Raw genomic sequence first — 20,293 nt, forward strand, 5'->3', positions numbered from 1 at the left:
GGCTATGCCCGATGTTACAGGTTAAGCTGAAAAAACCTCCTGTCTTCAGAAAGAAGGCAGGAGGTTTTTGCAATCATTCAAAACGGCGAAAGAGAGATGATGATGAAGTCCAAAGGGTAGAAACGCAGGGATGCAGTTCGGACGGTGCCGGATTGCAGCCGGTTTGCTGAATTTACAATCCCAAATCCTTAAACCGCGAATACATGGACTGTGCGCCGTACAGTGCCGCCACCGGATTGTGCTGCAGTACCCGGTCCTTGACGATCATAACCGTTGTCGGAACCTTGCTGTGGCGCAGAAACAGGGTATCATGTCCGACGCACAGACCAATCACGATGTTGAAATCGCAGCCGTGCGCGGCAAGCGTCTTGGCCTGCATGATCGGGTTGCACATGGACTCGTGTCCGCAGCCGCCGTTGAGCTTTTTCTCGTTCGGCACGCCGATCTCGGTCTTGTCCTGTGCACCGACCTTGCAGCCGACCGTGAAATATTCGATGCCCTTTGCCTTGAGAATACGGGCGAAGATGGAAGTCTCTCGCATCAGACCGACGCAGGACGCGATGCCGATCTTTTTATAACCCATGCGCTTGATGAACTCGATGGTTTCCTCGACACGGGTCAGGCGGCCGTAAAACTCGCCTTCAATGCACGCGGAGGTGCGGGCAATCAGACCCTGTTCCGGGTCGTTGCGGTAGATTTCAAGTGTTTCCTCGAGCAGTGCCTTATCTACGTTCGTCGTCAAGCAGAACGGCGGGTACTGCTCCTCGCTGGCCGAACGGCAGCCGAGTCTGCTGCAGTCCGAGCAGCTGTGTGTGCATTTCAGTTCCGACATAATCCTTTCCTCCCTGTAAAACGATGTTATGCCTTTGCGTTTGTGTCCTGTGCGGGCTTGATGATTTTGCCGCTGCAGCAGTCGTCCTCAGCCTCGGCTGCTGCTGCCGGCTGGAAGCTAACAGAGGAGGCCTTTGTGGATTTAGTGGCGGTATCGGTGGAAGCGTCGCTCTCTGGTGCATCCGGAACATCATCGAAGAAGATATATGCATTGTCTGCGAACTTGGTCGCATCGGTGCCTTCCTTGAGCACGCCAATCTGGGTCAGCTCCTCGGCGTTCTGCTTGAGTGCGTCATAGCCGCCCTGAACCGAAGGCTTGTAGTTGTAGGTCTTGAGAATCTGTGCGCAGAAGTCCGCGTCGCCGGAGACATACTCCTTTTCGGTGATGATCTTTGCGGTCTCGTCCGGGTTTTCCTGTACCCACTGAGATGCCTTCTGTACGGCACGGGTGAAGGCTGCTGCAGCCTTCGGGTTCTCCTCAGCCAGCTTGCTGGTGACGAATGCTGCGCAGCAGTACTCGTCCTTGTACTCGGGATCGGTTGCGGTGTCGATGAGAGCGGTCAGACCGTACTGCTCCTCTGCAATAGAAGCCGCCGGGTCGCCGAGTGCGATTGCGTCAACGGCACCGTTCTGTAGTGCCTGTGCAAGATCGTTGCGGGAGTAAACCGAGAATTCAACCTCCATGTTCTGGTCGGTCACGCCGATGCCTGCCGCGCTCAGCGAGCGCTTGGAGACAACGGTTGCCGCGTCAGCCAGACCGGGTACGCCGATCTTCTTGCCCTTGAGGTCGGCAATGCTTTTGATGTTGCTGCCACCGGGTACGAGCAGCTTGGTGCAGCCGGTGTGCAGGCCGGTGGTGAACTTGATGGGCAGGCCGTTCTCGAGCGGCTGGAGCATTTTGCCGATCAGGCCCATGCCGACATCAACCTGATCCGCGCCGATGGCCTCGGAAACGTGTGCCGCGTCAACCGTTACCTGCTCAATGTCCAGACCTTCGTCCTCAAAGTAGCCGTTCTCGATCGCGATGTACATCGGTGCGGCACAGAGAGAAGGAGAGTAGATCAGACGCAGGTGGGTTGCGCCGGAATCGGCGGAATCTGCTGCCGTGGAAGCGTCCGAATTGCTGCTTGAGCCGCCGCAGGCGGTAAGCGAGAGTGTCAGTGCAGCTGCGAGAAGTCCGCTTGCCGCTCGAAATAAAATACCGTTCTTTTTCATGGTTTTCTGTCCTTTCAAGGAAAATATATAATAAAAACAATAATAATGAATGTGCGTTCTTTAATACGATCTTAAATGTAGTAGTTGGGCTCTTTGATTGTGCCGCCGTAATGGAGCTGACGAAGGATCTCCGCACGGTAGTGAAGAAAATCCTCCGAGCTGCGTGCTCTCGGGCGGGCCAACTTGATATCCAGCGTGCCGGTGATGCGTCCCGGTCGGGGTGTCATAACGACCACCTTGTCCGAAAGATACACGGCCTCATCCACATCATGCGTTACCATGATGGCGGTCATGCCGGTTTCCTTCCAGATGCGCAGGATCTCGTCCTGCATGTTCATGCGGGTGAAGGCATCGAGTGCACCGAGCGGCTCATCGAGCAGGAGCACCTTGGGCTTGCCAACGAGTGCTCTTGCGAGAGACGCGCGCTGGCACATGCCGCCGGAAAGCTGGTGCGGATACGAATGCTCGAAGCCCTTGAGGCCGACCATCTCGATAAATTCGTCTACGCGGTTCTTTTCCTGCTTGTAGATGCCGCGGGCGCGCAGACCGAACGCGATATTATCGTAAATCGACAGCCACGGGAACAGCGTGTGCTCCTGAAACATGAAGCCGCGGTCTGCACCGGGGGCCTTGATAGGTGTACCGTCCAGCGTCAGGCTGCCGTCATCCATCGGAATCAGACCGGAGATCAAACGCAGCAGCGTGGACTTGCCGCAGCCGGACGGTCCGATCAGCGAAACGAACGAACCGGCGGGAATATCGAGCGAAACATTGTCGAGAGCGGTAATGCGCTCTCCGGTGGGATTGACAAAATGCTTGGATACACCCGAAATCGAAATACTTCCTACCATTTGATAACTCCTTTCTGCCATGCGAGCACGCGGTCGCGGAACTTGAACAGCAGCGTGATGAGAATGAAGAAGGTGACTGCAATGATGATCAGTCCGGCATATACGTTGGCATATGCCATCATTTCCTTCTGCCAGTTGATGTACCAGCCGATGCCGTATTTGGCGCCGAGCATTTCGGCGGTGACCAGCGTGATGAACGACGAGCAGGTGCCGTTGAACAGGCCGAGGAACATATGCGGCATAGCAGCCGGAATGCCGACCTTGGCAATGCGGTAGAAGCCGCCCGCGCCAAGCGTCGAGGAGACCTCGAAGTACGAGTTGGGGATGGAAGCGATGCCGCTGCTGGTGAGCACGGTAGTCGGGAACCACACAGCCAGCGCAATCAGGAAGGCACTGGCGGAAACCGCAGTCGGGAAAGCAATGAGCACTAGCGGGATCCACGCGGTGGACGGGATTGGGCCGAGCACGCGGACGAGCGGCTGTACCCAGTAGGCGAAGGTCTTGTTGAAGCCGATGGCGATACCGGTCAGCACGCCGACAACCGCACCGCCGAGCCAGCCGAAGAACAGCAGGCGTGCGGAGTATGCAAGGCAGGTCGCGAGGAACGCGCTGTCATCAACGAGAACGCCGAACACACGGTCGAGCGAGGGAAAGTACAGCACCGGCAGAATCGCAAACTTGGCGGTCAGCAGGTTGAGGATGTTCAGCACCAGAACCGCTCCTGCATAGAACAGTGCGCTGTACGACAGCTTATCGCGTACCTTGGTGTTGCCGAGCGATATCAGCAGGGCAATCACATACACGGCCAGTCCGATGAGCAGCGCCCATGTAAAATAAGGATGTTCTGCGGCAGGATGCTGCGCGGAATCCGGCAGCAGAATATCGCAGGCGAGCGCCAGAAGAATGGAGAGAACTGGCAGTGATTTGACAAAATGCTTCACAAGGGAGAACTCCTTTCGACAAAAAATGGCAGAAGACGTATGCCTTCCGCCAGGATGGTTTATGCGCGTTATTCGCACATTCGCCAGGTCACAAGGGAACGCATACACGAGCAGCGGTGCATACACATACAGCAGCGATTCATACAGTACATTCGGCTCATGACAGGTTCTCCTTTCAATTCATATAAATCCTATCGGGTTTCAGTAGTTGAAAGTATAGACTTGAATGTCCTAATTGTCAATAGGAATACTGTGATTTTGGATAGTATGCCAAAAACGATTTGTCTGAAAGAGAGAATTTGTCGCTTTGCATAAAGAACCGCCGCAGCAGGATTTCTTGTGGGATCGGGTGGCTGAATCCACGCTTTTGTGCTACAATATTTACAGGTGATGAATATGATTTTTAAACCGCGTCCGCTCAGCAGAACCATGCTGGATGACGCTTCACTTGTCCGCGATAAGCAGCACTGCCGCCGGATCGGTCCGTGCGGTGTTGGTCGTCGGGCATTATATTTGAACAGTTATTTTATTGACCGGCATTATTATGTGCCGTTTTCCGCCATTACGCGGGCATTTAAGTTTATAGAAGAAGGCACCGGCGGTGTCCGGGGTGTGCTTGCAGGCAGAGCCTGTCTGCTTGTGGAGTATGACGGCGGCATGCAGCAGGTGTGCTGTTTCAAGTACGAGGATCAGATTGACGAGCTGCTGCGCGTGCTGCACAAGATGCATCCGGAGATTCCGTGCGTCAGCGAGGAAGAGGAGGCTGAACTCGAGGTCGAGTACGAGCGCCGGAGAGCGGAAGAACGCCGACGACCGCCGCTCAGCATGCGCGCCGAGCGGGAGATTGAGGAGCTGGAGAATGCGATCGCGTACCTCGAGCGCAAGCCCGAGCTGTACAAGCGGCTCAGTCGTGCAGCCAAACGGCGGCGCAACTACCAGAGCAGGAGCGCGGGATACCGCTGGGCGGCTGCAGCGATCATGGTGCTCGGGGCGGCGGCGCTGATTTACGGCGTGGTGTCGCTCGTGTGCCGCGGTTTCTCCGGCGGATACCTGCTGCTGTGTCTGCTGGCGGCAGTTTTCCTGTTTGGCGGATGGCGCCTGCTGCCGACGGCGCGCAACAACAATGCGGCTGTTCTGCGCGGGGATAAGCAGGCGCGGGTACAGATGCAGAACTATATCGACCGTTTTCCGGCATTTCCGCTGCCCGCACGGTACGCGCACCCGATCGTGCTGCGCCGTATGCAGCAGGCCATCGCGGAAGGCCATGCGCTGAACGTCATGGAGGCGCTTGAGGTCGTCAAGACCGATCTGCAGACCATGAATGCGGATATGCAGGTATCGCAGGAGGAATACGCCGAGATTTCTACGATCAAGCCGCTGTTTCTGAATGCGGATTATAAGTAAGAAATCCGGCCTGAGGCTTGCAAAGCTGTTGACAACAGTATGTTTTCTCCCGTATAATAAATGCAGTAAAATGAAGTCGAAAAAGAGGGGATGGACGGATATGCTGTGTAAAAACAGAACATGCGGCGTTCCGTTGAATCCAATAGGAAAACGATGAAAACCAAGGACCTTCTGCCCGCAAAATGGCAGTCGGTCCCTTTTTTTAGGGAGGAAACTGATATGATCGAAAATTGGAATGACGTCCATATCGTACCGGAATTCAGCGATCAGGGTGTGGACTGCTACCGTCTGGCGGGCGGCAGCTTTGTCAATGAATACTACATCGTCTCGGAGGCCGAGACCCGCAAGCTGATGAACCATCCGGAGGTTGTCGGCTACGAGGTGTATGCGTCGCTTGTGACGGCTACCTCGCAGATGATGTACTACCTCAAGGAGCAGAAAAAGATCACTTCGGCGAACATTCTGTCCATTCTGCGCGGCGCACTCAACTACCCGCTCGAGGAAAGCTGCTACAAGGAGCATATCCGCGTGCATGACATCAGCTTTATGTCCAGTGAGCGCGTGTTCGGCGAGAATGATGAGATGTCGCTCGATATCAAGTACTGCAAGCTGACCATGGTGCCCAACAGCACGCTGATGATCGGCGATATCATCGCCTCGGGCGAGACGCTTGTGCAGTGCCTGCGCTATGTCACCGACTATTACCGCAAGCAGGGCGCCAAGCTGCGCAACATCCTGCTGTTTACCATCGGCGGTACCCAGGGCATTGAGATTCTCGAAAAGCTGACTAAAGAAATCCGCACCTACTGGCCGGACTTTGAGGGCTTCATCACCGTGTACTACGAGGGCGTTTTCAGCTGCTACGAGGAAGGCGACAAGGGCGTTTCCGGCATCAACCGTGCGCTCATCGACTTTTACTGGAAGGGCGGCATTGTGGCGCCGGAGTTCCGCCGTCAGACGCTTTCCATGCAGAATCCGCTGTTTGAGAAGTGCACGATCTACGATGGCGGTGCACGCCGTTACGAAATCCACGAGCACATTGAAGAGGTGCTGGAATTCTGGAACGGCATTCTCGCGCGTGCCGACAAGATCGACAAGCAGGCGCTGCTGGAGGAAAAACTGGGTCATGCGCTGCCGATTTCCTATGAGGACTGGCTGAAGGACTGCCACTATGAAAAGCTGGACGCAAAGCTGACGCGCTGGCTGTATCAGCAGGAGCGCGGCTTTGTCGAGAGCCTGAAGGACGTAACGCTGGAGGAGATCGCGCATCAGCGCATTGACGAGTTCACCACGACGCTCAAAAAGTACATTCTTTGACAAATACACAAAAGGGGGATAAAATCTATGAAAAATGACAACACACCGGTCGATATCGACTTTGCGGAAGCGGCTGTGCCGCATTATGCGCGCCGCGGCATCGTAACTATGTTCATGATCATGCTGGGTTTCACCTTCTTCTCGGCCAGCATGTGGGTCGGCAAGGAGCTGGCAGACGGACTGGATTTCGGCGGCTTTATCATCTCCATGATCATCGGCGGCCTGATCCTGAGCCTGTACACCGGTCTGCTCGGTTATGTCGGCGCGGAAACCGGCATGAGCCTTGACCTGCTGGCACGCAAAGCCTTCGGTGCAAAAGGCTCGTACTTGCCGAGCGCGATGATCTCGTTTACGCAGATCGGCTGGTTCGGCGTCGGTATCGCCATGTTTGCCATTCCGGTTGCAAATGAGCTGCTCGGCGGCAGCACAGCGGCTGAATGGGTGCTCGTTATCATTGCGGGTGTGTGCATGACGGCCTCGGCGTATTTCGGCATCAAATCGCTGACGCTCATCAGCTATATTGCGGTTCCGCTGGTTGCAATCCTGGGTACGGTTGCCATGGTGATGGCGGTCAAACAGGGCAACGGTACGCTGATTGATCAGTTTGCCAAGTCCAGCGGTACGCTGACCGTTGTCGGCGGCGCCGGTCTGGTTATCGGCTCGTTTGTCTCTGGCGGCACGGCAACGCCGAACTTCTCCCGCTTTGCCCGCAACGGCAAGGTTGGTGCGGTCACGACCGTTATCGCGTTCTTTATCGGCAACTCGCTGATGTTTTTCTTCGGCGGTATTTCGTCGGTCTACGTCGGCGGCAATGATATTTTTGAGGTTATGATCAACCTCGGTCTGTTCTATCTGGCGATTCTGGTCCTCGGTCTCAACATCTGGACCACGAACGATAATGCACTGTATTCGGCGGGTCTGGGTCTGGCGAACATTTTCGGCCAGAGAAAGAAGCCGATGGTGCTGGTTTCCGGTATTATCGGCACCGTGCTTGCGGTCTGGCTGTACTGGAATTTCACCGGCTGGCTGAATATCCTCAACTGTACGCTGCCGCCGGTCGGCATCATTCTGGTGATGAGCTTCTTCATGGACCGTGAAAAGTACAAGGACGTTGAAGTGACCGAAAACGTCAACTGGTTTGCGGTTTTCGGCGTTGTGCTGGGCGCTGTGGTGGCAAATCTGGTCCCGTGGGGTATCGCATCCATCAACGGCATGATCGTTGCCGCTGTGTGCTATCTGGTCGGCAGCAAGGCGAAAAAGTAAGCAGAATCAAAAAAATCCTCGGTTTAACCCAAGGTCAGCCGAACTTGCTGACCTTGCGGTTTGATCGGGGATTTTTTATTTTGCCGCAATACAAAAATGAGGAGAATATACAGCATGATATTGAATATACTGACGTTTATTGTATCCGTTCTTCGAGGACTGGCAGAAAAACAATGAACGACAAAGAGGGTTGCGGATTGATTACATATCAGCCGTGCGTCCGCTGTGCAGAGCAGCTGCTAACGCGAAAGGAACAGATCTGCAAACCATAATTTTCATGAATAGGAACACATTGTGCATACGGTTTTTCTACATGAATTGCACGATTTCAGTAAATACTACCACTATCGCAGCAGAAATACCGAAAATGGGAGGCGGAATTGCTATGAAAGCAACCGGAATCGTGCGCCGGATCGACGATCTCGGCCGCGTTGTTATTCCGAAGGAAATCAGAAGAACGCTTAGGATTCGAGAGGGCGACCCGTTGCAGATGACATTGGCACAGTGGGAGAAATTCTGTTTTGCGGTAAGCAATTTAGCCAAAAGAAATGGGTGGAGTTAGTACATAATGATGGAAAATGATGTGCTGACAATGAGAATATGCAAAGACATAATAGGAAGTAACTGGTTTTTGCGAATTGGCGCCGTCCGTGCTATCTAAGAAGGCCGAGCCGCTCAAGGTATGGCTGGCGATGGTGGGGCGTGTGAGGATCTGGATGTGCTGCACCGCGCGGAGCGGGTGCAGGTGCTGTGAGCGGAAAACAATCAACCGAACAGAAAAAGAGCGAAACCATACGGTTTCGCCCTTTGTTTGTTGAAAACGGAGACGGTCGATCGGCTCCGGCTCAGTAGCTGACGATCAATCCGCCGCGCTCGGCGTAGTAGCTGCAGAGCCCGCGGGTCGGCAGGATCTCGATGCTTGTATTTTCCCAGATATCCAGAATGCTGTTTTTCAGCGTCTGAGCCAGTGCGAGATTATCACAATGGCTGATCGCGACATTTCCGCCGATGAATCCGTGCTCCTTCATGGTGCTGACCAGCGTCTGTACGACCTTTTTTGCACCGCGCGCCTTGCTTTCAAAGGCGATCTTTCCCTCGTCACTGCCGCTGCCGATGCCCCAGATGCCGAGAGCCTTGGCGAGCATACCCGTCAGACGGTGGATGCGTCCGTTCTTGATCAGGTTGTCAAATGAGGAGAGCGCAAAGAGAATTTTGGTTTTCTGCAGAAAACCTCTGGCGTGCGCCGCAATATCGTCAAAGGAAAGGCCCTGACGGATCAGACGCTCGATCTCCTTTACGCAGAGCAGAACCTCCGGTCCGGTGGATAAGGAGTCCAGAATGACGATCTTTTTATCCGGATCTTTCTCCAGCGCCATATCTCTTGCCGCAAGAGCGCTGTTCATGCTGCCGGACAGCTGCGAGGAAATGGTGATCGCGATCGCGCAGTCCGCCTGTTCAAACTGCGCCAGCCATGCGTCCGGCGTGGGGCAGGAGGTGTGGCCGGCCGAGTGTTCCTGCTCCATGGCGGAGAGCATTTCCAGCGTATCCAGATGCTCATCATCGACAAAATCCCGCTCTCCGATGCGGATGGTAAACGGCACACTGGTCAGCCGAATCCTTCCGTCTGGACTGGTGGAAGGGAGCAGATCACAGCTTGAATCCGTAATAATGTTCCAGTTCATATGGTTTTTCCTTTCTCTCTTACTGAAAATTTTCAGTGTTATCATGGGGAAAGCGCTCTCTCTTGCAGTCGATCTGCACCGCACACAGCAGCCGGCCTGTCTTGCACACTTTCCTTCATAAAACAGAAAATAGAAAATGCGCGGTCTTGATGTTTTACTTATTATATAACAGAACGCGCATTTGATAAATAAAAAGTTTTACAGATGTTTGCAGATGCTGGTATGGCCGTCAGCGGGTCAGATATTGCAGGATCAGCACAAGGATCAGCATATGTACGGGATAAAAGGCATAGCAGGCATACTGGAACGGCTTGCTGTGATAGCCCTGCCGTCCGCGGTACAGCCAGATGGGGAGGAGCGCCAGAAGTGCAAGCCCCTGCTGACAGATCTCAAATTCCATGCCGAATATATGGACGGGATACAGCAGACCGCCCAGCAGCTGCACATTGACCCAGTAGAGGGCGAGAAGCTGTCCTGCCAGACACCACCACTTCCGTCCGCGGAAGAAGTAGAAGATAAAGATCGTCAGCACGCCGGTGCCGTAGTAGTCCACCATGCTCAGGGTGCCCAGCACTGTGCCGATCAGCACAACAAGCAGGGCGGTGAGCAGATACAGCCATGTCTTTTGCTTTTTGCGCACGGTTTCCATCAGATGAATGCTCAGAAGACCGAGCAGCAGCGTCCAGATCACGTTCTGGTGCACCGGATAGAACCAGGTTCCGCCGTACATCAGGTCGAATGGCACTTCGGAGAGCACGGCAAACAGCGCAAGTCGCAGGGCGTATTTCCGGAAGCTGTGGGTGTGAAAATATCCTTCCACCGCCATGAATGCGAAGATGGGGAAGGCCAGCCGTCCGGCACACGTCAGCCAGTCCTGCGCGGGCAGGAGGGTCGCCCAGAGATGATCCATCAGCATCAGCACCATGGCGAGAATGTGAAGTGCCGCGGCGCTGAGGGAAAAACGGCCGGAGGCGGGAGTGGACAGGTTGTTGGTTGACATACGGGTGCTTCTTTATCTGAATCGTTCGGTAATCGGGAGGGGAGACACAGGAATGTGCTCTGCATTTATTATATACAGGAGAGCGGACAGCCGCAATGCCGCAGAGATAAACTTTTTGTGAATATCCGCTTCTCGGCAAGGAGGACACGGTGCACAGACGGAAAACGCCCTGCCGACCGGTGCGGGCAGGGCGAGAAACAGATTCCCGGCACAGCTTTGCAGCCATGCCGGGAACGGTTGAGGGAATATGAAGATCAGAAAGTTACAGCTCGCCGCGCGCTTCGCGCTCTGCAAGTTCTTTCATGATAGCGGGATACTTTTTGTCGAGCTGATACAGCAGGCCGACGATCAGGACGCCGACAAAGATCAGCAGCGGGCCAAACATATAGATGTTGATGATCGAGTTGATTGCGGACTGCGACTGCACAACAGCGCTGCCGGTCGAGGAAATATAGCCGCACAGACTCATAATACCTGCAATGCTTGCCTGTGCGATGCCGGTGCCCAGCTTGGTGCCGACCGAACCGCCTGCGAAGATGAAGCTCTCCTGACGGATGTGGTGCTTCCACTGGCCAAACTCGACAACGTCACCGATCATGCCGAATACAAAGGCGCACAGCGGTGCTTCGCCGACACCGCGCAGCATGGTGGTGAACAGGCACCAGCTGAAGCTGGTGGTGTTGAGGAAGAACAGTCCCTGACTGATCAGTACAAGGACAGCGCCTGCTACGATCATGTTGCGCTTGCCGAGCGTATCGCGCAGCAGCGGACACAGGAAGGTGAATACGATCAGAACGATGGTTTCGGAAAGATACAGCGTGCTGTACATCCACGAGTCGTTATGGAACACATACTTGCAGTAGTACGGCAGAATCGTGCCGACAACAGCCTGATTGGTGCTCTGGAACATCCAGAGCAGCAGGACAGCCCAGAAATACTGATTGGTGACCAGCGCCTTGAGGCTGCGGCCGACCGGAATCTTTTCCTCCGAGCGGGCTGTGATGTGTACGGTTTCCTCGCACTTGACAAAGCAGGTGATGAGCAGCAGGAAAGCGATTGCGGCCCAGATGCTCATTACCTTGACCCAGGCAGCCTGATCGTTGCCGAACAGCTTGATCAGCGGCATGGTGCAGGTGACGGCAATGATACGGCCCATCGGGGACAGGCCCATGCGGAATACGGACAGCAGATCGCGCTCCTTGGAGTCGCGGGTCATCATGGCAGACAGCGAGCCGTACGGCAGATTGATCGCCGTGTAGCAGACGGTCGTGCAGAAGTTATAGGTGACAAAGATGTACAGGAACTGGATCGTGGCGTTGGTGTGCGGTACGCTGAACAGCAGGATCGCACTCAGCGCATACGGCAGCGACATCCACAGGATCCACGGACGGGACTGTCCCCATTTGGAATGGGTGCGGTCCACAATGAAGCCCATGACAACATCCGAGCCGCCGTCAAAGAAACGCGAGATCAGCATGACAAGACCTACGGTTGCGACGGAAACACCGGCATAGTCGGTATAGAACAGGGTCAGCAGCGTGGCGATCATGCCGTAGACAACGTTGCACGCTACGTCACCGCCGCCGTAAGCCAGGCGCGTCAGAATATTGATTTTTCCGTTTTCAGAAACAGGTCGTGTAGGCAGAACCGCCTCTGCCTGCATGGTTGGATTGGTTTTCACGAAACATTCTCTCCTTCTCTGGTTTCGCTTCCAATTTACAGCCGCCCCAATAAAATGCACCTGATCAAACTGCGTTTTCCGGCCTGCTGCAAGCGGATAGGATTGTTTAGAGTGCAGCCTGCCTGCTTTGCAGAGATCGTGCTTCGAAATCTACATCCTCGCAAGGCGTGACCGCATCTGCTATAATATCACGAATTTACACGAATGGCAAGAAATTCTTGTATACTATATATAAAAAACTAAATATATTTTGTGCGATAGGTAAAATTAGTAGTTGATGATGCACAATTTATAATAAAATAAATAGGCGTAATAATCAAAAAAACGATGCAAACCGAGAACCGACGAACGCCGTTGCACGCAGTGCACGCTTCGCTTGGTATTTTTCGACCGACCCATATGAATCGCAGCGACGAACCGATGGAGGAGGGCTATGCGCTGGCGCTTCTGCCCGCGCTGCAGAAGGCGAGGTATTCGACTTCGTTCGGACGCCGTACCGCACATTAAAGTAGAATAGAGGAACTTCCGCACGTTGAAGCGCCCCAAAAATTAGACAAATAGGTTTAACAAAAATTGTAAGCACCGTTGCAGATGGCATTGACAGCGTCACCCCAATACGCATTGTCGCGGCGCAGAATACGGCCGCAGTCGTCACAGCGGACATAGCAAGCATCAAAGCAATCTTCGCAAAGCCCGTCGCCCCTCTACTTGGTACATGATATCGAGTGGGTGCTCGATACCACAATTCGCACAAATTATAGTCTCTTTCATTGGTAATTCCTCCATTTTATTTGGTTAATACTCTGAAGCTAACAGCATGGTGCTGTGTGTTTTGTCATCAATGACATACACTTTAGCATCTGTCGCTTACTTACAAGGTACATCAAGTTCGTGCCGATACGGCGGCTGCTCCTGTGTGTGAACACTTGCAGAATGATCGCTCTGTACGCGATATGCTTGGACAGCGTGGCATTCAGCCGGAGGATCTGCCGCCTGCGGAAGATATTAAAAAACTGGAGTGGCGCGTAAAATCTTAGGAAAAGAAGTTGGCGGCACAATCTGGAAAACTGCCGGATCGTAAGGAGGGCTGTTGGTGGAGTATAGTCTGCTGATTTGAAAAAAACGCTTCTACCGAAAGCGAGATAGAACAAAAGCCTCAGACGATAAAATGTCTGAGGCTTTTCTGCTGTCCGTATGGACGACAAATAGGCGGTAAAAAATTTTCTTCGATTTCCATTTGTATAGAAAATAAGAAAAACCGCTCATTTCAACGAAATAAGCGGTTTAACATGGTACGCCCGGTGCGATTTGAACGCATGGCCTTTGGAGTCGGAGCGGTGCTATGTGAGGTGTTTGCATCGCAGCGACTACTAAAAAGGCGCAGTTCACCAACATTTTGTGTGGTTTTTGTATGTTTTCTGCACCTGTTGGGACTGCCGATATTCGGTGGCAGTAGCCTCGTAGTAGCCGCAGTGGCGTTGGCTATTCTTTGACCGGTGGCAGGAAACCCTCGACCTGCTGGCGGTATTCGGACTGCTCCTCGCGGAAGAACCGCTCCAGCAGGCTGTAATCCTGTTTTGTCTGCGCGGTATTCAACGCATGATAGTATTCTGCTTTGCGGCGGTCATTTATCACAAAGGGTATAATATCGTTTTTCAGACATTCCTTAAACAGAATCAGCCGTCCGGTTCGTCCGTTTCCGTCCTGGAACGGGTGGATAGCCTCATAATCTGCATGAAACTTTGCCAATCCGTGCAGATCATGCTTGTCTGCGGCATTATATTCGTCCAGCAGTGTCGTCATGCGCGCGTGAACATCTTCCGGCAGTGCAGTTGTAATATCCGATACGATATTTCGGCGATTCTTGTATTCTCAGATCGGATAACCGTTTGCAATATCTTCAAATACGCCGCCGTGGTCATTTTTCTTCTGCTCAATTTGAAGACGCTGGATAAGCCGAGTGGTAAAACTTTCTGCCATAGTTATCTCTCCTGCTGTTCCAGATATTTGCTTTTATTATACCCAATCTGTTGCTGCTGTGCAAGGTGCTTAGCAATGCATCACCTTATACAGCAGGTCGAGGCAGGCATCGGTTTCGCTGTCAAAGACGGCAACATCACACTTTTCGCCGTTCACGGCGAAGAATACCTCCCAGCCTTGTTCTGTCCATTCCATGGAATAGCAGTTCGTGCCGAAATAGCCGGCACTGAAGTCATACAGGTCTTCGGGTACTTTCAGATAGACCAGAATGGAATGCAGCTTACGGATAGTTAAATTCGGCAAGGTTTTATCAATATCGCAATAATGTGTCATGCGATAGAGCAGATTATAGCAGGCATCGGTTTCATTGGAGAATACCTTAACAGCACACTTGCTGCCGCGTTCAGTCGCATATACTTCCCAGCCTTGCGAGGTATGCTCTATTGTTTCACAGGCACCCAGTCGCATATTATTACCCAAGTCATAGGCACTGGCAGGGACTTTCAAATAGTGGAAGATCGCACGGAGCTGGTTTTGGTTCATTGCAGTCATTTAATAACCTCCTCTAGATAACCGTTTTCGATTAGTTCTTTAATATTAGTTGGCAGGCGGTACTGTATGCCGCCGCCGCGTTCGCCAAACGCCGGAGCGATTCTTCCTGCTTCTACATTTTCAATGGGTTTGATCACTCGATAAACATGATAGACATTCTGATTTTTATAATAGGGCAATGACCGCATTTTATATGGTGTACCTTTGGGTGCGGTAAAATCACCACCTGGTCCGCCATAGCGGTCGATTAAAGCACCGACATCAAGTGTTTCTATATGCGTTGTTCCTGCCACAAATCCATTATCCGGTGCGTATTTAGGATAGTCAACATGACCGCTTTCATCAACGTATTTGGTATCACGGACAATCAGAGCATCTTCTGGCAGGTTGATTTCCACAGCGTTTTGAGCCGCTGTATTTTCAAACGCCGCCACATCATCAATCATCGTCGGAGCATATTTCTGGGCTAATTCATACGCGCCAAAAGCAATAGAGACAACGCCAAGTGAATCCAGCCAATGTTCAAGCGACAGTGTTTTTTCCGGCGAAAATGCGCCCTTTACCATATCAGCGGTACCGAGGGTCAGCCAGTTTACGATATTATAAAGTGAGGGATCTTTTGTCATCGCATCTGTGCGCGTTTTTAATCCCTCATAAAGACCGCTGACTGTACCCATAGTGAGCCAGTCAAGAAAGCCGCTGAGCGTTCCACGACCAATACGTTCCTGCTGGGCGGCAACAAAACCGTTCAGCAGTGCTCTGGCATCGGAGGGAATACGCAGCAGTGCATCATACCAATTCGAATGATTGTCGGCGTTGGGGGATGCAGCAACAACAGGCTGTTCCAATGCCGATGAAGATTCGTAAACCGGAATTACGGCACAGCGGCAGTGCGGGTGCAGCGGAGGAAGCAAATCCTGCTGAATCAATTCATTCAGCGTAAAAGTTTTGTTGCTGAATGAAAGACAGGTATTACAAAGTCCCTGCTGATGTTTGACGATATACTGAAATTTGTGATAGCCGGCCTTATCAAATTGATGGAGAAGATAATACCAGCTGGCTTGTATATAGGCGCCGTCAATATCATCGGCTAATCGCTTGGAGGCTTTATCCCATACAAGAAGCAGTTCTTTTGCCATTTGGTCGGTAGTGCTGTTCTGACGTATGCAAATTGTGGATTGATTCATCAGCGCCTGCGTGGTCTGCTCATTGAATGAAGTCAGATCAGAATTTAGCTTGTACCGCAGACCGGTGGGAATATCTTCTGTGCTCATGATGAACAGCTTTGTGTATGCATTTATCGTATCATAAAGCTGTGCTTCGAACAAGGCTGAACGAGTACAAAGCTGGCTCCGTACCGCTTTTTCCTTTTCGCCTTGCGGTGCGGGCAGAGATTCACGTTCTTTCCGTGTCAGGAGCGCATGAAATGCTGTAGAGGAGGAAGTGTCCTCGTCGATATTCATATGCCGCAGATAAAACCATGCAGCTTGTTCACGAATGCGCTGACCGGTATTGTTTGCTGCCTGTAAGGCGACTGTTTTGATTACCTGCATAAAGTCCTCCTTTCAAATAACACGAATATTTGTTCTATGGAATAGGAGGGGAATGGGATTTTGTCAAGAGAAATAAATTCAAAAGCAAGAAATTGATAGATATTGCCTATTGAACTTCCAACAACTTCATAAAAATCTGCTCTCTGATTTAGTCCAACTACCCAGCAAGTCAGGTCCTGCCATTCGGATACTTTTCGAGCGGCAGGGCCTGTCGTTTTGCGCATGAACCGCACTTATCTATTCTAACCTTTTTACACTTTCTATCATTGACAATGCCATATTCAGGTCTAAACTATCCTGTTAAGGCATTTAAGAAGAAAATCAGTCATATTGAAAAATGTAATTTATTTTCGAGAAATATTCACTATTCGGCATTATCTTTTTACATTCCGATAACATAAAGATAATCTTAACACATTGGAGGTTATCTCTATGGATATCAAACGACATTTAAAATCTGCACTCAAACAGCTTGGTTTTGATAAGCCTCGCAAGGCTCAGATTATTCCGATGAATACGCTGGATGCTGAACAGGACGCAATCGTCATTGCTGCCACGGGTTCTGGCAAACAGGTCATCTATGAAACCGTTGGGCTTGCTCATTCCGACAAGCTTACGATTGTTATCGAGCCTTTGCTTGCGCTGATATACAATCAGGTGCAGACGTTGCAGGCTCATGATATTCCTGCCGATTATATCGATATGACCCGCTCGAAAAAGGATATCTCTAAGATACTGAACAAGGTACGCAAGGGAAAGCTGAATTTTCTCTATGTCACACCAGAGCAACTGCAAAACCATTCATTTATTGAAACTATGCAGCATTCGGATATCTTTATGGTCGTAATAGACGAATGTCACTCCATTACGGAATGGGGTTATACGTTTCGTGACGCTTATCTGCATATCGGTGATTTTATTGGTAAACTGAAACATAAACCGGTTATCTGTGCCTGCTCTGCGACAATATCTGCTGACTCTTTGAATATCATCCATGATAGTCTGCATATGGACAAGCCTGCTGTGCTCCGCAGTGATTTACGGCGTGATAATCTTATTCTGCTCAAGAAGGACGTTACCTGCAACAAGAAAACGCTGGAGGAACGGCTGGAATTCCGTATCAAGAAGCTCTGCAAGCTGATTGATAAGTATCACAAAGATGGCTCGGTGCTGATCTTTGCGCAGACGACTACATATGTAGATGCGCTGTACAACATTCTGGAAGAAATATACCCCGGTGACGTTACCCGCTATCACTCACGAATCAAGCCGGAACGCCGCAAGAAACAGCTGCTATTCGACTTCCTGCAAGGCAAAAGAAAGATTATGATTGCAACTTCGGCATTCAGTATGGGCATTGATGTTGCCGATATTGAACTTGTCGTGCACTTCAATGCACCGATCAGCATGACGGATTACATTCAGCAGATTGGCCGAGCGGGACGCGACGGACGCAAGGCGCACTGTGTCCTCTTCTACGATCAGAACGGCGATGATGACACGGTCTCGGACAGCTTTATCAAGAAAGTCAAAAAGCAGTCAGCCAAAGCCGCTAAAACGATAAAGACAAAACGGAAGCAGGTGCATGACTTTATCCACAGCGATAACTGCATGGTAAGTGATATTCTCGAGTACCAAGGGCAGCATGAGGTGAAAACCTGTAAACGCTACACAGCATGCGCGCAGAAACGGAGGAACAGCAAATGATTACGAACGAGTACGGTATTCACACCTTTTCGTTGAAATTACAATGCAAATATTCCGAGATCCAGAACATTATTGAACAAAACGAGTGTATTCGCACCGGAAAAGGGAAATTAGGCCTTTCATCGTATTACCAGATGCCACAGTTCAAGGATATCGGCGTTGAGATACAGCTTGGCCAGTCCGTTTCGCATCCGTGCTGGCTGATACTGATTGTTAACCCGTCTTCCCTGCTCGCCGGTACCTATGAGCCGACTGCATTATTTCAAACTGACGAAAAGTCTGTACAGCAGATAAAGCACCGCCTGCGAAATATCCTTGATAAAATCGGCGTTGACCGGCGGCTCAAGGAGTTCAAGCTGTCACGGTGTGACTTGACCCGCAATCTGTACTATGAGCGCAAGGCTGATGTTCAAGATCGTTTGGATATTTTCAAGAAATCCTTTCCTATCCCTCACTACAGCGCAGTTAAGTTCGGTAAATATTCAAATTCCGATGAAAAATTCAAAGGTGCCAATAAGCATTCGTGGACGGTTGAGAATAAGTCTAAAAGCTGTGCATTCTCGGTCTATGATAAATCCTATAAACTTGAGAAACGACATCATATCGTTATTGATGATCGTATTCTCCGTCTGGAATTGCGGTTTGGACGATCGAAAATCACTAAACTGACCAAATCTAAAGATTGGGAAAGCCAGCTTGTCGAGTTTGGCTCTCAGATTAAAAAACAGCAGCATAAGTTTTTCCACCGGCTGCATATGGCGCATTTTGACCCGATTTCAATCCCAGAATTGTTGGATTGTATCAATGCCTCCAAGTACCGCGAAAAGACGAAGAGAAAGCTCCGTCGTATCGTGAAAAAGGCGAACGGCTGCGTTTCGCTCGCAGCCGTCCAGAAAGATTGCAGAATTAAGAAATCTGAGTTTATTAAATTGTTGGGAAAGTTTGAGGAGATGGGAATGGGCATCATTAGCTACTAATATTGAGGGATTAACAACAATGTTTTCTCCTCGTTAATGCTCTCCATCATAAGCACTGCAAGTACTGTCCATAAAGCGTTATTCCGAGCTCTTGTCCGTCCTTGTGCACCTGTTCGGCTGTCAGCCACCTTGGTTGAACGCCAGTTCTTCCAGGCGGCCAACATAGTGTCCGGTTTCGGCTTGGAAAGCGCATACTGCGGGTCGTTCTCGCCGTCGGCGTGGATGACAAAGGTCGGGAAGCTGGGCACGCGCGTTGTCGTACTGCCCCTCCGAGCACAGAACGGTCATGTGTTCGCTTTAAATGGTTTCGATCACGCGCAGAAAGGCTTTGCGTGCGGCATAGGCGCCGTACTGTCACGAATCGGCACGTTCAGACCAGATCATCAGGCAGTCTTCATGCGGCGCAAATTCCGCGGGCATATAAAACCCGTCCTGCAAGGGTGTGATATGTAAAATTTTCATAGTAAACTCTCCTGTAAGGTCATACAAGAAAAGAGCACAACATTTTGCACCGAGCTGCAATGCTTTCCTCAAACGGATACATAATTTTACGGGATCTGCTGTCGGAGATGGCACGGTTAGATACAACGCTGTCGCATCCAGCGATCGGTCTGCTCGAGAATGGTGTGCAGGATTGTGATATCCCGCAGGACATCGCCGGTTTCCATGGAATGATCGGCGTTTTCAGTTAGATGCAGCGGCACACCAAGGCGGCGGCAGCCCTTGGTGATGAGCTCGGTGCGCGCCCACGAGGACGTGCCGCGTATTGTCGAGGGCTACTTCGGTGACTCTGCGGCGCAGGACGTGCAGAGCGTGCTGTACCGGTATTATCTGCTGATGAATCTGCTCGCTACGGCTTCGCAGCTGGCTGATGAGGTGCAGCCGGGCAGCATCCCGCCCCCGGAGGATCCGCAGGCGGTGCTCGGCCAGGCGGCAACGCTCGAGGGCGCCCGCACTTATGCCGAAACCGTGCTGGAGCGCATGACTCGTCTGTGTTATCGCCATCAGAATGTGCGATACAGCGCGGAGATCAGCCGTGCAAAGGAGTTTATTCGTGAAAACTATGCAGACAGTGCGATCTCACTGCATCGGGGTGCGGAGAAAGTCGGCTTCAGCCCGAATCATTTCTCCACCGTGTTCTCGCAGGAGACCGGACAGACCTTTGTCGAGTATTTGACCGCTGTCCGCATCGAGGCGGCAAAGCATCTGCTGACCAAGGGCAACAGCCGCAAGAGCGATATTGTGTTTGACGTCGGTTATCAGGATTCGCACTATTTCAGCTATCTGTTCAAAAAGCACGTCGGCGTTTCGCCGCGCGAGTACCGCAGCCGGTCGGAAG

17 protein-coding genes and 1 pseudogene are annotated in these 20,293 nt (G+C 51.7%); 8 read left to right on the forward strand and 10 right to left on the reverse strand.

Annotation, left to right across the window (positions count from 1 at the left end; genetic code table 11):
• Nucleotides 1-172: 172 nt before the first annotated feature.
• From C7386_RS08720 to C7386_RS08735, 4 genes are all read right to left on the reverse strand, one after another.
• On the reverse strand, nucleotides 173-832 hold the full coding sequence (locus tag C7386_RS08720) for a DUF1847 domain-containing protein (RefSeq protein WP_116705304.1): 660 nt from the start codon (nucleotides 830-832) through the stop codon (nucleotides 173-175).
• Between the two features lie 26 nt (nucleotides 833-858).
• Nucleotides 859-2,046, reverse strand: coding sequence for an ABC transporter substrate-binding protein (locus tag C7386_RS08725; RefSeq protein ID WP_110436010.1), 1,188 nt, complete (start codon nucleotides 2,044-2,046; stop codon nucleotides 859-861).
• Nucleotides 2,047-2,117: 71 nt separating this feature from the next.
• Nucleotides 2,118-2,897, reverse strand: a complete 780-nt coding sequence (locus C7386_RS08730; protein ID WP_110436011.1) for an ABC transporter ATP-binding protein — start codon at nucleotides 2,895-2,897, stop codon at nucleotides 2,118-2,120.
• Nucleotides 2,891-3,838 (reverse strand): ABC transporter permease, encoded by a 948-nt coding sequence (locus C7386_RS08735; protein WP_110436012.1) that lies wholly within the window; start codon nucleotides 3,836-3,838, stop codon nucleotides 2,891-2,893. Before C7386_RS08735 ends, C7386_RS08730 begins: the two co-directional genes overlap by 7 nt.
• Nucleotides 3,839-4,234: 396 nt before the next feature.
• Between C7386_RS08735 and C7386_RS08740 the strand changes: the two genes are divergently transcribed.
• The 4 genes and pseudogenes from C7386_RS08740 to C7386_RS13750 all read left to right on the forward strand — a co-directional run.
• A complete protein-coding gene (locus C7386_RS08740; protein WP_110436013.1) occupies nucleotides 4,235-5,242 on the forward strand; it encodes an ATPase P in 1,008 nt (335 codons plus the stop codon).
• Nucleotides 5,243-5,461: 219 nt separating this feature from the next.
• Nucleotides 5,462-6,559, forward strand: a complete 1,098-nt coding sequence (locus C7386_RS08745) for a hypothetical protein (RefSeq protein ID WP_227109084.1) — start codon at nucleotides 5,462-5,464, stop codon at nucleotides 6,557-6,559.
• A 27-nt stretch (nucleotides 6,560-6,586) separates the two neighbouring features.
• Nucleotides 6,587-7,822 (forward strand): cytosine permease, encoded by a 1,236-nt coding sequence (gene codB, locus C7386_RS08750; RefSeq protein ID WP_110436014.1) that lies wholly within the window; start codon nucleotides 6,587-6,589, stop codon nucleotides 7,820-7,822.
• 385 nt (nucleotides 7,823-8,207) lie between these two features.
• A pseudogene (locus tag C7386_RS13750) lies at nucleotides 8,208-8,315 on the forward strand (AbrB/MazE/SpoVT family DNA-binding domain-containing protein); the annotation flags it as partial.
• A 352-nt stretch (nucleotides 8,316-8,667) separates the two neighbouring features.
• Here C7386_RS13750 and C7386_RS08760 read toward each other — a convergent pair.
• From C7386_RS08760 to C7386_RS13755, 6 genes are all read right to left on the reverse strand, one after another.
• Nucleotides 8,668-9,504 carry a DegV family protein gene (locus C7386_RS08760; RefSeq protein ID WP_165815515.1) on the reverse strand — a complete coding sequence of 279 codons (837 nt, stop codon included), beginning with the start codon at nucleotides 9,502-9,504 and terminating at the stop codon, nucleotides 8,668-8,670.
• 229 nt (nucleotides 9,505-9,733) lie between these two features.
• Nucleotides 9,734-10,504, reverse strand: coding sequence for a TraX family protein (locus tag C7386_RS08765; RefSeq protein ID WP_110436024.1), 771 nt, complete (start codon nucleotides 10,502-10,504; stop codon nucleotides 9,734-9,736).
• 262 nt (nucleotides 10,505-10,766) lie between these two features.
• Nucleotides 10,767-12,185: an MFS transporter gene (locus C7386_RS08770; protein ID WP_337386493.1), complete on the reverse strand. Its 1,419-nt coding sequence runs from the start codon at nucleotides 12,183-12,185 to the stop codon at nucleotides 10,767-10,769.
• 1,482 nt (nucleotides 12,186-13,667) lie between these two features.
• The gene (locus C7386_RS08785; RefSeq protein ID WP_110436025.1) at nucleotides 13,668-14,036 is read right to left on the reverse strand and encodes a Fic family protein; all 369 of its coding nucleotides are present in this window, start codon (nucleotides 14,034-14,036) and stop codon (nucleotides 13,668-13,670) included.
• Nucleotides 14,037-14,234: 198 nt separating this feature from the next.
• Nucleotides 14,235-14,717: a hypothetical protein gene (locus C7386_RS08790; protein ID WP_110436026.1), complete on the reverse strand. Its 483-nt coding sequence runs from the start codon at nucleotides 14,715-14,717 to the stop codon at nucleotides 14,235-14,237.
• Nucleotides 14,714-16,270, reverse strand: coding sequence for a glycohydrolase toxin TNT-related protein (locus C7386_RS13755; protein ID WP_286050290.1), 1,557 nt, complete (start codon nucleotides 16,268-16,270; stop codon nucleotides 14,714-14,716). Before C7386_RS13755 ends, C7386_RS08790 begins: the two co-directional genes overlap by 4 nt.
• Nucleotides 16,271-16,702: 432 nt before the next feature.
• On the opposite strand from C7386_RS13755, the gene C7386_RS08800 reads away from it, so the two are divergent.
• The 4 genes from C7386_RS08800 to C7386_RS08815 all read left to right on the forward strand — a co-directional run.
• Nucleotides 16,703-17,977 (forward strand): RecQ family ATP-dependent DNA helicase, encoded by a 1,275-nt coding sequence (locus C7386_RS08800; protein WP_110436027.1) that lies wholly within the window; start codon nucleotides 16,703-16,705, stop codon nucleotides 17,975-17,977.
• Nucleotides 17,974-18,954, forward strand: coding sequence for a hypothetical protein (locus tag C7386_RS08805; protein ID WP_110436028.1), 981 nt, complete (start codon nucleotides 17,974-17,976; stop codon nucleotides 18,952-18,954). Before C7386_RS08800 ends, C7386_RS08805 begins: the two co-directional genes overlap by 4 nt.
• Before the next feature lie 569 nt (nucleotides 18,955-19,523).
• Nucleotides 19,524-19,646: a hypothetical protein gene (locus C7386_RS13760; protein ID WP_286050291.1), complete on the forward strand. Its 123-nt coding sequence runs from the start codon at nucleotides 19,524-19,526 to the stop codon at nucleotides 19,644-19,646.
• 37 nt (nucleotides 19,647-19,683) lie between these two features.
• The coding region (locus C7386_RS08815) for a helix-turn-helix transcriptional regulator (RefSeq protein ID WP_318261270.1) at nucleotides 19,684-20,293 on the forward strand (610 nt) is incomplete at its 3' end.

Origin of the sequence: Agathobaculum butyriciproducens (genome assembly GCA_003096535.1) — a bacterium.
GTDB lineage: Bacteria > Bacillota > Clostridia > Oscillospirales > Butyricicoccaceae > Agathobaculum > Agathobaculum butyriciproducens.

Excerpts from the sequence above, each read along its gene's own strand:
- C7386_RS13760 (WP_286050291.1), top strand. The coding sequence starts at position 19,524 with ATGGCACGGTTAGATACAACGCTGTCGCATCCAGCGATCGGTCTGCTC.
- C7386_RS08790 (WP_110436026.1), bottom strand. The coding sequence starts at position 14,717 with ATGACTGCAATGAACCAAAACCAGCTCCGTGCGATCTTCCACTATTTG.
- codB (WP_110436014.1), top strand. The coding sequence starts at position 6,587 with ATGAAAAATGACAACACACCGGTCGATATCGACTTTGCGGAAGCGGCT.
- C7386_RS08720 (WP_116705304.1), bottom strand. The coding sequence starts at position 832 with ATGTCGGAACTGAAATGCACACACAGCTGCTCGGACTGCAGCAGACTC.
- C7386_RS08745 (WP_227109084.1), top strand. The coding sequence starts at position 5,462 with ATGATCGAAAATTGGAATGACGTCCATATCGTACCGGAATTCAGCGAT.
- C7386_RS08805 (WP_110436028.1), top strand. The coding sequence starts at position 17,974 with ATGATTACGAACGAGTACGGTATTCACACCTTTTCGTTGAAATTACAA.
- C7386_RS08730 (WP_110436011.1), bottom strand. The coding sequence starts at position 2,897 with ATGGTAGGAAGTATTTCGATTTCGGGTGTATCCAAGCATTTTGTCAAT.
- C7386_RS08740 (WP_110436013.1), top strand. The coding sequence starts at position 4,235 with ATGATTTTTAAACCGCGTCCGCTCAGCAGAACCATGCTGGATGACGCT.
- C7386_RS08760 (WP_165815515.1), bottom strand. The coding sequence starts at position 9,504 with ATGAACTGGAACATTATTACGGATTCAAGCTGTGATCTGCTCCCTTCC.
- C7386_RS08765 (WP_110436024.1), bottom strand. The coding sequence starts at position 10,504 with ATGTCAACCAACAACCTGTCCACTCCCGCCTCCGGCCGTTTTTCCCTC.
- C7386_RS08725 (WP_110436010.1), bottom strand. The coding sequence starts at position 2,046 with ATGAAAAAGAACGGTATTTTATTTCGAGCGGCAAGCGGACTTCTCGCA.
- C7386_RS08800 (WP_110436027.1), top strand. The coding sequence starts at position 16,703 with ATGGATATCAAACGACATTTAAAATCTGCACTCAAACAGCTTGGTTTT.
- C7386_RS13755 (WP_286050290.1), bottom strand. The coding sequence starts at position 16,270 with ATGCAGGTAATCAAAACAGTCGCCTTACAGGCAGCAAACAATACCGGT.